Origin of the sequence: Streptomyces sp. NRRL WC-3605 (genome assembly GCF_001509795.1) — a bacterium.
Classification (GTDB): domain Bacteria; phylum Actinomycetota; class Actinomycetes; order Streptomycetales; family Streptomycetaceae; genus Streptomyces; species Streptomyces viridochromogenes.
Genome location: NZ_LLZN01000059.1, coordinates 1 through 12,780, shown reverse-complemented (window position 1 = coordinate 12,780; position 12,780 = coordinate 1). Strand labels below are relative to the sequence as shown.

Genomic DNA, 12,780 nt, shown 5'->3' with positions numbered 1-12,780 from the left:
GGCTCGGATCTCCCCCGGCTATCACGTGAGGAGGTCGTCCTCGCCGGACGGCAGGACGTTGTGGCCCTCGGACCAGTGATTCACGAACCCGCAGTTGCCGCAGGAGTAGCGCCCATTGATCCCGTGAATCTCTGTGCCGCAGCGCCGACAGTCCGTCGTGGTGATCTCCTGCGTGTCCAGGAATGCAGCTGCGGCTGCTGCGGTCTCCGGACTCGGGCTGAGGTTTCTGCGCTTGCTGGTCACGGCCGCGACCCTACCGAGATGCGGGGCGTCGCATGGGAGATGGGCCCGCACTGCGGGCACGACCAGGAACCGTCGGGTCCTTGCTGAGCGCTGCCACCACAGTTCGGACACTGCATGGTTGTTCACCTCCGAGGGAGACGGCATGTCCAGGATGCGCGCGTCGGCCGGGCAGCGATAGAGGAGGGGTGCAGGTCCGGCCGGGATGAAGCTGAGCGGCGTAAGGGAGCCTCTGTGCCGGATTGCACCACTGTCGGTGCTTGCCGCCGCGGCGCATACGGGCCGCATAGTCCCCAGCGAAGGTGGAATCGTCAGGGGCATGAGAGTAACGACGCATTAGCGCGACCGTTTGTCCAGACATGAACGCAGCGAAGCGCACTGACCCAGGGGCCGATGGCGCCAACGGGGGGACGAGGGACGGGCTGATAGCCGAGTTCCTGGCCGATCATGGGTTCCTACCGGGCCGCCGTCCGTCCTGCGCCCCCACACGGTTTGCTGTGGGCGACGAGCGGTATGCCACCCGCCCTCTGGACGGGTCGGCCGGATACCATCTGTGGTCCCCCAGCCGCGGCCTCAGTACTGTCGGCTGCCGCCACTGGCGCGACGACTTCGTCGTCCCATGGCTAATCGGAGAACTGGGCCCCCTCGTTCACGCCACCCAGGTTCGGCCCGAACACCGCTGCGGCCACTGGGTCGCACCCCGGTACATGCCCCGTCCGTACCACGGCCCCTTGCCCGAACAGTGGCCCAAGGTACGCATCCCCCGCTGGTATGCGTGGTGGCGTCTGCACGACATGCAGGACGGCAACTGTGCCACCTGTGACGCCCCCGCCTACGCCATCGACCATGACCACACCACCGGCCTCGTCCGCGGCCTGCTGTGCGTGTCCTGCAACAAGCGGGAAGGCGCCTGCGCCGCGCGCGTCAAAGCTGGCACCCACCCCGGCCGTCCCTGCTTCCAGGACTACTGGGCAAGCCCGCCAGCCGCGCCGATGGGGTGGCGATACGGCACGGCGACCCTGGGCCACGCTTGATGCCCGTCTAGGCCAGGGTGCGGGAGTTCAGATGCTGGCACCTAGCGCTGATTCGGCTTGAGGCCCTGCGGCCGCTCACTCCCGCTGCGCCGCAGGTGTCCAGCCTGCTCCCCGATGCTGGGCTTCTTCGTCTCGGCTCCGCACCGCGTGCTCGACCGGCCCCGCGCGGCCGCCGTGGAGACCCGCGGCCCCCGCCCGTCCGTCGCACCGGGCAACGGACGGGCGAGAGCCTCACCCATCTTGTTCATCGACGGGATGTTCACCGTTGTGGTGCGCCTGTCGTTCGGTGATGCCATCAGCGAGCCGCTGACGCTGCTGGCGGAGGCGGAGGCGGAGGCGGAGGCGGAGGCGGAGGCGTAGGCGGTCGAGGAGTGTGCGATGTTCTGCAGAGCGTCGGCGGCCGGCGCGTGCGACCCGTTCCCCTCGCTCCGTCGCCGAAGGTGGTCCGCCGCTGCCAGTGCCAACGCGGCGACCTTGTCGCACGCGGCGATCGAGACCTTCCGGAAGAACTCACCAACCCGGTGGTCTCCCATCAGCTTGTCGAAGTGCTCCCTGGCCCTCTCCTTCATGAGATGGAACAGATGACCAAATGCGCCGCGTACCGTCTGGATCTTCTGCCACTCCGGGAGGTCCTGGAGCGATGCGGCGTGCGCGTCTGCCTGCTGCAGGGCGGCGTTGACGTCGCCCGCGTGCCGATGGACGGAAGGGGACGCCGCCGCTGCCGTCGACTCGTCGGGGACGGCAGCGTCCTGGTGCGTGGCGGTGGGTCCGGCAGGCGTGACCGCCTCGGCGAGGGCGAGTTGCAGTGTCGCCAGGTCGGCTTCGAGTGAGGCGACCAGGTCCTGGGCGGTGCCGTTCTCCGGCGGGACGTGTTCCTTCCAGCTCTCCAGAACCGGCTGGAACTCGGCGCGGACGTCCAGCGGCATGACGGAGGACTCCGTCGCTCCGGTGTCCGCAGGCGGGGCGTTCGTGCCAGTCCACAGCGGCAGCTCCCCGGACTGCGCTGCTGCGGCTTCCGACTGAGCTGTCTGCAGTGTGTCTTCCGACGACTGGCGGATGCCGTCGGCGGCAGCTTCGTGGGCCAGACCGTCCTCCCCGGACGGTGCTGCACCGTCCGCGCTTTCCGGGTGCGGAGTGTCCGCTGGTTCCATCGGTACTGCCGAAGGCTCCCCCGCGCTGGTCTGTGAGTCCGGAACTTCGGTACTCCGGAACTCTGCGAGGGCTTCCTCGGGCGGTGCAGCGCCGTCCGAGCCTTCCGGGGCGTTCGCGGGCTTCGTCGGCGCTGCCGGAGGCTCCTCCCGCGTCTCGTTGCTGGTCTGTGAGTCCGGAACTTCGGGAGTCTGGGAATCCGTAGGTGCCTTCCCCGGCGGCCCGGTCTCCACTGGCGCAGCGGGCGCGGGCTGCACATCAGGCTCGGTGGGTGCAGCCTTTTCACCGAGAGCGGCCTGCTCCGCTTTGGCCGCGGCGAGCGTGGCCTGCACCTGGTCCTGTAGACGCCGGGAGTCGTACAGAAGATGGGCCAGCGGGAAGGCCAGCTGGCGGCGCTCCATGTCACTCGGGTCGGCTGGCAGGGCACTGCCCCAGTTGTTGACCGCCCTCTGGACGCCGTCGAGGTACTGCGTCATCTGCTGCGACCCGTGGGAGTCGGAGACTGCCGCCGCCAGGCCGTCGAGATTGCTGACCAGCTCCCGGAAGTATTCGTTCTGCTCGGAGGCGGGGTAGTAGGCCCGGGCGGCAGCACTGGAAATCGCTTCGCGATGCTGCAGGGCAGCGGCCCGCAGCTCGGCCCGCAGCACGTCCACCCGCTGCCGGGTGTTGTCACCGACGGCCACGCTGGCCGGAGGACCATACGGGGCGCCGGTGAACGCGGAGTACATGATGGCCGCGTTGGAGGCGGCGCCCTGTGGCGTGCCGGTCACGAGAGTGGCGTCGGCCGGCAGGTGCTCGTCGCTCAGCTCCGCGTACCATCCGCCTCCGGAACTCGGGTGGATAGTGGCGATGACGAGGTCGCCTCGCACCACGTCGCCGGAGTCGACGCGCTGGCCGTCCAGCCCAGACAGGCGGAGCTGGTAGCCCGGGTCCCCGGCGAGCGCTTCGGTCATGACGTAGCGCTGAGGTGCAGGTGGGTCCTCGGCAATCGGCTCGCCCGGCGATGGTGCGTCGGCAGTCTCCGGGATCGGCGGGGTGGTCATGGTCTGCTCCTCCGAAGCGTCTCGCGCCGTTTCGTCACTGGGGGCGTCCTCGCTTGCTGGGATCGGCGGCGTTGCCGCCGGGCCGGGTTCCGGCATCTGCTGTTCGCCGTCCGTCGGTTCGGGACGGTCCTGCTCGAGGAACGCCGCTTCGCGCCGCGCCTCGTGCATCCCCTCAACCGGGACCGAGGCTGGGGGCTCTGGTGCGTCCTGGGGGACCGGCATGCCATCCGGTGCCGGACCGCTGTCCGCGGCGGTGTCCCCCGCGGTGTCGACAGGCGGGCCATCAGCCTCGACTGGCGGATCCGATGCCGGGCGGTCGCCCGTGACGCTCCCTGGCTCGGTGTCCTTCGGGGTCGGCGTGCCTACAGGCGGCTCCCCGGGACCTTCGCCGGTGGGGGCGCTGGCGGGTGGCGGTTCGGTCGCTGCCGTGGTGGCGGTGGTCTGCTCTGCCGATTCCGCCGTGAGGGCGGTCAGCTCCGCTTCGAAAGCGGCGACTGTCGCATACGAGCGGGAGGCCAGGAGGGCGGCGGCCTCCCGTACCTGCCTCAGAGGGCCGCGCAGGTCCTCGTCGACCACGGGCTCCAAGACGCCGCTCCAGACCGCCACCGTGTGGACCTCAAGCACCAGGTCGTCGGGCGAGACCACAGGCCCTTCCCGCAGCATCCGCTCTGCATCCCGGTACGCCGCCGCCAGTTCGGCGACGGGGTTCGTCGGGATTCGCTGGCCGTCGGGCCGCTGCTGCCGGTCTGTCTCGTAGAAGCGCTGGACGGTGGGTAGGGCGTCCCACTGCGCGAACGCCGTGCTCAACCGGTCGATGTCGGTCTGCGCCTCCTCGTCGGTTTCGTACGGCCCGGCGACGTCGAGAGTCGCCAGGTCGACGTCCGGGAGCACCACGTCCAGCTCCGGCAGTTCAGCAGCGACCGGTGCCTCAGCCGCTGCCGGCGTCTTCGGGTCGTGGGCCTGGCGGTGCGCCAGAGCCAGTGCCTCACCGGCGGAGGCGCGGCCGGCGTACTCGGCGACATCGGCGCGCTCGGTCCAGCTGCACACACACCACGCCTCGACCCACGACCTCCCCGGGCCGCCGAGGGTGACGGCCGTCGCGTGCGGCACCCCGTCAGCGACCGCCGTGGCGTGGAGGCGGAGGCGTTCGAGCATTGGCGCCCACGCCGACATGTAGCCGTCGACGGCGGTGCAGGATGCGATCAAGGTTCCCGCCTGGTCCTCGATCAGGAGCGGCGCCAGGCCACCGGAGGCGGTGCGGCCTTCCCATTCCCAGCGGACTGTGTAAAGGGCGCCGGTCTCGGCGGTGATCGTCCACGAGCCGTCAGGGTGGTACTGGATCGCCTCCGACTCCCCGACTTCCGGCAGTAGCCACAGTCCGGCGTCATAGTGCATGCGGCGGGCGACGGTGAACCCGGTGGCCAAGTCCCCGCCCGTCTTGGTCGCATGCTCAGCGACGGCCGCCAGGGCCACGTCTTTGCCCCGGCCGGAACCGATGCTGATCACGTCCCACCGGCCCGACGCCTCTACACCGTGCCAGGTCGCCCGCCACATGATCCCCCGCGCGCCCTTGCCCTGGTTGTCGTGGGAGATCTTGTACTCGCCGACGGTCAGCCCGGGGCCGGTGACGGTGAACTCATACCGGGAGGGCTCGCCGTTGCGTTCCTGCGGCCTGACGGTCAGCGCATTGACGTTGACGACCTCGGGCGCTGCTTCCTCGGCAGGCTCCGGCGCCGCGTCGCCACCCTCCACCCCCCAGCCGGCGAGTTCGAGGACGGCGACGGCCACATGGTCGGCGTCGTTCGCGGCTTCCGTGTGGGGCGCGCCGCGCCGCGCGACCAGCGCGGCGCGATCCCGGCGTGCTGTGGCCACTTCGGCCGCTGCCTGCTTCTGTTCCTGCGTGTCTCCGCCCGCAGCCTTCGCCTGTGCTCGCGCTTCTCGCATGGCGCGGTCGTCACCGGCTTCGCACGCCTCGGCGAGGATCTGACTCGTCAGAGCCTGGGCGGGCCAGGGCGCGGTCTCTCCGGCATCGAGCGAGGCCGACAGCATCTGTCCGGCCAGCTCAGCGATTCGGTCGGGCCACTGCTTCCAGTGCAGGTCGCCCACCTTCGGATCACCCTTGGCCAGGTCCTCCACGAGGCTCTGCACGTCGCGGTGGCCGATGTGCCTGTCCTCGTCGTTCAGGAGCCGGTGAGACAGGCAGCGTGCGCACACGGTGTAGCAACCAAGCTCGCTGCCCTGGTCAGTGACGACGGCGACCGTGTACCGAGCGCCCGAGCGCTTCGCGCTGCACTTGCCGACGTACGGCGTCGACGCATCGCAGTACGCGTCCGGAGTGTCGGCCATGTCGTCCGAGAGCTGGGCCACGACGCGTAGCCGTGCGTTCGCAATGGCGCTCTGGGCTGAGTTCCAGATCTTCCACTCGGCGGCGTACTGACGGTTGTCCGGGCCCTTCCGGGACCAGTCCTCACCAGTGCGGCCCTGCGCGCCGTCCGGGTCGGTCAGGTGCTCCCAGCCCCACCGGCACGACGCGATAAGGCCGACGCGGCCGAACCGGCGTACCAGGTACACACCCTCTTCGAGCTGGATGCGATCCGTGGTCGTCTCGAACTGGGCGGCCTGCGCCGTCAGGTGCCCGTACCGGGCCCACAGGGAAGCGAACCGGGTACGGGTCGCCGAGTCCTCACGGATGCGCGCCAGCACGGCGGCAAGGGGCCGGTCGTCCACGTTCGCGGCCCACCAGCCGGAGCCGTCAGCGTCGTGACCGGCCTCCCACTGGTCCTCATCCGGAAGGGCATACGCCACAGGGCGTAGCCGGAACGTGTGCCCGCCCGTCGTTGTCAGAATCCAGCCCGCCGCCTGGCGCTGGTCGGTGAACGACACTGGGGCGATCGTCTCGCCCTTGATGAGTGCCGCCTGGAGCTGTGCCCCCCTTTCATCCTCGGTTGTCATCGACTCGGCAGGTGCTTCGTCCGCAGGAACGGCCCCCCTGCCCTTGGCCGTCTCCGGCTTGGTCGGGCCCTCTGCTGGGTCCTGTTCCGGGTCGCCGAACAACCCGAGCTGTTCGGTTTCTGCGTCGAGTGCGGACGGGCTTCCACCTCGCGGGGCGCGAGCTCGGTCGGGCGCGGGTGTTGGCATGGGCTGCTCGACGTCCGCTGGCGTATGAGGGTCTGTGACATCCCGCGCGCTGTCGATGTCACCGTCGCCCTCGTTGAGCTGGCCCTCGGGATCCCCGTCGGCATCTGCGGCAACAGCCGGCGCCGACTCCGTAGAAGGCTGGGGAACGGCGGCGTCGGCCCCGTGGGCGGCCAGTTCGGCCAGGTACTTGCGCTGATAGCCCAGTCCCCCGAGCCCGGCCAGCGGGGTGGAAGCGTTCGGCCACACCTGCAGCGCCGCGTCGCTGTACGTCTCCCCGGCCAGGATGACGACCTCTTGCGCTCCGTCGACCCCCAGGTCGAGGGCCTGCTCGCGCAGCTTCTCCACCGTGACGGAGCCCGGCTCACCCATACGCAAGTCGTACGGCTCGATCTCGTGATCCAGAGTGACCAAGCCGAACTTGGCAGACAAGATCAGGACGGTGCCCCCGTCGGCGGTGAGGGCGTCAGCGGCCTCCCGGCAGCTGCGGTGATACGGGCCGACATACAGCTCACCGGCGGGAGCCTTGTGATCCAGCTTCGAGGACCCGCAGGGAATGATCACCAGAGGTCCAGCGGCTGCAGATGTGGCCTGCTGTGCGTAGGCGAGGTGTTCGGCCAGGCTCCATGTAGTCCACTCCGGGTGCCTCGGCAGCGTCTGCCCGGCGTCCAAGGCGGCACTGATGCGGCGAAGGTCCTCCGACGTGGGGTCGATGCGCATGTGCTCCAGCGGGGTGCGCACGTCCTGGTGCCACTTGTAGGGCCGCCAGCGCACGTTGCTGGTACCCACGCTGACGATCACGCCGCCGTGGGGGTGACGAGTGCGAGAACCCGGGCGGAACCCAGGCAGGTACTCCACATGCATGCCGGGCTCGACCACACCGCGACCGATGGCGATTCCCGAGACGCCGTTCTCCAGTTCACCCTCTGTCGACTCGCCGGGCCCGGGCCGCCCGGAGGGCCCAGGCTCGTCGTTCGTAGGCGGATGCGCGGGGGACTCAGCGGCTGTGACCGTGCTGTCGTCACCGCTGTTGGATGGATCGCGCTGTTCCTCCGGTTCGGTGGTGGTGAGGTCAGGGAACGGCGCGGGAGCCGGTTGTGTGTCCGTGGTGCGGAATTGGGCATAGAGCGGGCCCGCCAGTTCGGCGTACAGGCCGTTGCGGTCGTCTACGGCGTTGTCGCCCTCACGGAAGTAGGCGCGGACCCAGTCGGGCCATTCGTTTGGCGAGACGTCCGCCCACTGCCCGGTCAGCCACTCTCTGGACCAGGAGGCCACGGCGACGACGAAGTTGTTGATGTCGTTCGCGCGGGCCGCCTGTGCGACCCGCGGGTCTGCGAGCGCCGCAGCCGTGAAGGTCTCCAGCGCGGGCTCGCGCAGGCCCGGGTCGGCCAGGGTGCCGGGAGGCGCGTCGCCCGCATGGCCTCGGGTGCCCTGATCCTGCTGCGCGGCGGCGCTTGCCTCCTCCGCCGGGGCGAGGGCGGCCTCGGCGGCCGCGTCCCGGTCCGCAGTCAGGGCCGCGATGGTGGCCTGCGAGCGGGCGGCGAGGCCGTGGGCCGCCGCGTACACGTCCTGGAGGGGATCGAGGAGATCCCGTTCCACGGCGGGCTCCAGCGCCATGCACCAGGCGGCCACTCCGTGGACCCGGCGGACGATCTCGTCCGGCCCGCCGGGGACGGGTTCTTGCAGCGCCAGCCGGGCCCGGTGGTAAGTGGCGTGCAGTTCGGCGATGGGGTTGTCCGGGGTGCCGAAGCCGTCTGGCCGGGCGTCGTTGTCCTGCTGGAGGTAGGCCCGGACGGTGGGGTGCTGGCTCCACCGGTCGTAGGCGGCCTCCAGGCGCCGTACGTCCTGCAGGTCGTCTTGGTCGGTGAAGGGGGCGGCGTTGTAGAGCTGCGGCACCTCGTTCAGGTTCGGCGCGGTCACCTCCAGCTCCGGCAGCCGCGCGGGCCGCTGGGGAGGCTGCTGGCGCTCCTCCCGGGTGCTGTGCACGGTGACGGTGCGGCCGGCGGCCGCGAGGACACGCACGACGTCGTCCACGCGCTGCCGGCGGGTCGGCTCCTTCCAGGTGCGAGGCACGTACCAGCCGCCGACCTTGCGGGATTCCTTGAAGCCGCCGCCGGTCCACATCGCCGCTCGGGCGGTGTCGTCCTCCGGGCTCACGCCGAAGACGAGGGTGTCGGAGCCGTTGTGCAGGATCCAGACCGGGTCACGGCCCTGGTCATCGAGCGTCGGCCAGTGCACCCGGTCGCCGTAGACGACCGCGTGATGGTTGGCCATGCGCTTGGCCACGGTGGCGCTGTCCTCGGTGCCCCGGACGGTGTCGCCCTGGACGTCGCCCAGGTAGCGGTACTTGCTGTAGCTCCACTTCGCCGTGCCGACCTCTTCGCCCGCATCGGTGTACAGGCGGACGGTGCGGCCTTCCTCGGTGTAGTGGTAGCCCTCGGCGCCCGGAACCGGTACGGCGTCCTCGGGGAGCTGCTCGGACTCCTCCGGCACGTTCTCCTCGTCGGCGGCCGCGGGCTCCGTGGCGGTGCCGGGTGCCGCGGCGGCCGGCGGGGCGTACCGGTCGCGTGCTTCGGCGAGCTGTTCGTCGGTCGGTGGCACGGTCTCGCGCAGCGCTTCGGCCAATGCGTTCATCGCGGTGCGGATGGCCTGGTTGTTCTCGTCGCGCCGGAAGTGGATCTCGTGGTCCAGGCGCCCGTACCGCCACCACGGCTTGTACGGATCACGGTTGTCGGTGTTGTGCGCCACCGCGGCGTCGATCCAGGCCGGGAGTTCCTCCCACAGGATCGTGGTGGTGACGTCGCCCTGTTCGATGGTCAGCCCGTTCGCGCGGGCCGATAGGCGGACGTCGCCGTCGCCCCTCAAGGCGGGCGGCAGCTCGCTGCTGGTGGAGGCGTAGAAGGCGGTCGTCGGCGTCTGCTGCTGCTCGGCGATCCACTCCCGTACGTGCTCGGTGGGCATGGCGCCGGGCTCCGTGCTGACCGGCTGGCCGTCGACCGAGACGGCGCTGACGAGCCCGCGCACCTGGTCGTCGCTGAGGACGGCCATGATGGCCCACCCGGCGGACTGGTGGGTGCGGGCGGGCTGCGGGCCGCTGATATGGCCGACCATGACGCGGTCGCCGAGGGCGTTGACCAGGCCCTGCAGGAGCGGCTGCCGGTCTGCGTCACCGGTCGGCGCCTCCGCCGAGGCCGCCGAGGCAGGTTCGACCGCGTCCTCGGCGGGTGCCTGTGGCGCCTCTGGTGCGGCTGGCGCGGGTTCCTCGGGCCCGACCTGCGACGGCGCGGAAGGCGCGGCGGACTCCTCGGGCGCCGGTGCCGGTTCCGGATCGGAGGCCCGGGGTGGGGTGTCCTGCGCAGCGGGCGGTGCCTGGTCGACTTCGGCGGCAGCCCGGGCCTGCTGCCAGGCGATCCCTGCGGCCTCGGCGAGGATGGCCCGGCGGGTGTCAGCCCCCTCGGGGTCGAGCCAGGCGCGCAGCCACGCCGGACGGTTCTCTGGGAGGTTGGCGTGCTCCAGGACCCAGTCCTGCGCCCATTCGGCGAAGCCCTCGCGGAACGGCTCGCCCTCGTTGGCGTCGATCTGCGCCCATGCCTGCACGTCGGCGTCGGCGGCCGCGGCCGAGGTGAACGCGCGGACAGCCTCGTCCCATTGCCGTGGATCGGTCAGGTCAGGTGTCTGCAGGTCCACGTCCGTGCGGTTGACCACGCGGGCCCCGCCGATGATCTGACCTTCGCTGACGACAACGGCTGTTCCGCCGAGCATCCCGGCCATGACCGTGGCGTCGTGCATCGCCATCTCCGCCTCGGTCATCTCGCGGCCGCCGTCGGCGCCGGCGGCGCCAGGATCGAACTGCGGGCCCGCCCCGCTCTCGCGGTCGGAGGCGACGGCGGCACCCGAGATCTGTTCTTCCAACGCGGCCTTGCGTTCGCGGACAGCTTCCAGATCGGCGTGTTTCTCGAAGGGGCGCCCGATGTGGGACCGGGTGTCCTCCAGCGCCGCACGCCACTTGGCGACCTTGTGCTCGATCTCGGCTGGGGCGGTCGCCGCTTCGTCGGCGGCCTCCCCCAGCGCCTTGACGATGCGCCAGGACTGGCCCTTACCGAACCAGCTCAGGTTCAGACGAACGTCAACCTGTTGTCCGCCCGCGACCAGGTGCGCCCACCCCTCGTAGGTCATCCCGCCGAACTGCTGACGACGGTGCCAGGTGAAGCCGACTTGCAGGCCTCGCCAGCGGTAGCCCGCGTCCAGGTCGAGGGTGGGCTTGGAGCCCTGTGCGGTCTGCGCGAGGACGCCGGCGACTTCGTCGGGGTCGATGAGGCGGCCGTCGGCGGTGCGCCATGTGTCGTCGTCCCCGGCGGCGGTGATCGCGTCGGCCATGGCGCGCATGGAGGGCAGGGTGCGCTCCGCGTCACGGATCTGGTCGCCAAGGACTTCGACCTTGCGCTTCATGCGGGCCTGCGCCTGCCGGTGGCCGTCGGCCTCGTTGAGGAGCATGGTCAGCTCGCCGTTGACGTCGGCCAGCTCCAACAGCATCGGGTTGCCCGTGGCGATGGCCTTGGCCTGCCCGAAGCCCGCCCCGACGGGGTCGATCTCCTGGATGACACGGCCGACCTTGCGGCCGGACATGATCTGCACGATGGGCCGCTGCTTGCGTTCCAGTTGCTGGAACATGTAGCTGTCGAAGCTGTTCAGCGCGATGTAGCGGTAGAACTCGACTGGCATGTCGAGGTCGATGAGCAGGTTGCCGGGGCGGTCGAGTCGGCCCTCGCGCTGCTCCCACTCGGCGGGCTTGTGCGGCGGGTCGACGTGGTGGAGCGCGACGCCGAGGGTCTGGACGTTGACGCCCGTCCCGCCCTTCTCCGAGGACATGAACAGGACGCTGACCTTGCCCGCGCGGGCATCGGAGAATAGTTGTTCCTTCGCGAGGTCGCTGTTGTAGTCGTGGATGAAGCGGATGCGCTCGCGGGGGATGCCTGGGAGGCCTTCCTCCGGCAGGCCGTCGATCAGCCCCCGGCGGATCTTGCCGTAGACCTGACTGCCACGGTCCTTGCTCGGGGTGCCCAGGTCACAGAAGAGGAGCTGGAGGCCGCCGGAGACGTCGTCCGGGTAGCCGGGGAACTTCAGGTTCTTGGTTCGCTCATGAATCTCCAGGACGTTCCTGACGACAGCCCCGACCTTGCCCGGGCCGTCCGGTTCCATCCCGACCAGCTCAAGGTCCAGGGCAGCCTTCCGGCCGTCCGTGATGACGTTGAGCATGTTGTCCTCGAACGGCTTGACCTTGCCGGACTGGATCTGGTCGATGCGGTCGGAGATCGAGCTGACGTACTGGACCAGATTCGGAGTGGCCTCGACCTCTATGAAGCGGTCGACACGCTTGGGCCGCTTGATCTTGAACTCTTCGCGGGGCCGCAGCTCCGCGACCTCCGCGAACAGGGCCAGGGCCTCGTCGGCGTTGGTGTATTCCACCGGGCGCCGCTTGAGGCGGAAGCTGACGCCGTCGACCCCGACCTCCGGCCGGGACTCGAATTGGATGAAGTTCGCCGCCCAGGCGTCCGGGCTGCCCAGCCCGAGCTTCTCCAGCCGCTTGGGCATCGTGTAGTGCTGGAAGACGTACATCTCGCGCACCGAGTTGGAGATGAACGTGCCGCTGTAGAGGGCGGTGACGTTGTCCCGGCCGGTGCGCTCGCGGGTGACGATGAGCTTGAGGTCGAGGTCGGTGGCCCGCTTGGACGGCTTGCCGAGCGACATGCCCTCGGTCGTGGCCGGCAGGGCGAGGTTCTTGAACAGGTGGGCTTCATCGACCTGGAGGAAGTCCACGCCCAGGTTCTCGTACGTGACGCCGGCGTCGGTGGCCTTCGAGCGCAGGTCCGACGCGCGGGCGTCGAACCGGTCGACCATCTTGGCGATCTCTTTGATGCGCCGCTGGTTGGCGTCGTCGCCGTCGATCGCGCCCAGGGCGACGCGGTACTCGTTGGCCAGCTCCTCCAGGTAGGTGGCCTCGGTGACGGGGTGGACCCCGAGGCGGCCGAAGGAGTTGTGCGTCATCACGATCGCGTCCCAGTCACCGGTGGCGCTCGTGGTTATCTAGGGTTGTCAAGCGAACCTGCTCGTAGCTGGCCGGCAAGCCTGTAAGGCACATGAGGCATGTTCGAGCGCGAAAGGCGTACCGTCTGCCTATG

3 protein-coding genes are annotated in these 12,780 nt (G+C 70.1%); 1 reads left to right on the top strand and 2 read right to left on the bottom strand.

Translation table 11 applies throughout. The features are described 5' to 3' along the window. Positions 1–21: 21 nt before the first annotated feature. Positions 22–243: a hypothetical protein gene (locus ADL34_RS34915; RefSeq protein WP_159038937.1), complete on the bottom strand. Its 222-nt coding sequence runs from the start codon at positions 241–243 to the stop codon at positions 22–24. A gap of 728 nt (positions 244–971) precedes the next feature. On the opposite strand from ADL34_RS34915, the gene ADL34_RS36735 reads away from it, so the two are divergent. Next, a complete protein-coding gene (locus ADL34_RS36735; RefSeq protein WP_234375049.1) occupies positions 972–1,274 on the top strand; it encodes an endonuclease domain-containing protein in 303 nt (100 codons plus the stop codon). Positions 1,275–1,315: 41 nt separating this feature from the next. Here ADL34_RS36735 and ADL34_RS18775 read toward each other — a convergent pair whose 3' ends face one another. Next, complete coding sequence (locus tag ADL34_RS18775; RefSeq protein ID WP_062739796.1) at positions 1,316–12,646, bottom strand: DUF6884 domain-containing protein; 11,331 nt, start codon at positions 12,644–12,646, stop codon at positions 1,316–1,318. Positions 12,647–12,780 lie beyond the last annotated feature (134 nt).

Coding starts and splice junctions, on each gene's coding strand:
- ADL34_RS18775 (WP_062739796.1), bottom strand. CDS start 12,646: ATGACGCACAACTCCTTCGGCCGCCTCGGGGTCCACCCCGTCACCGAG.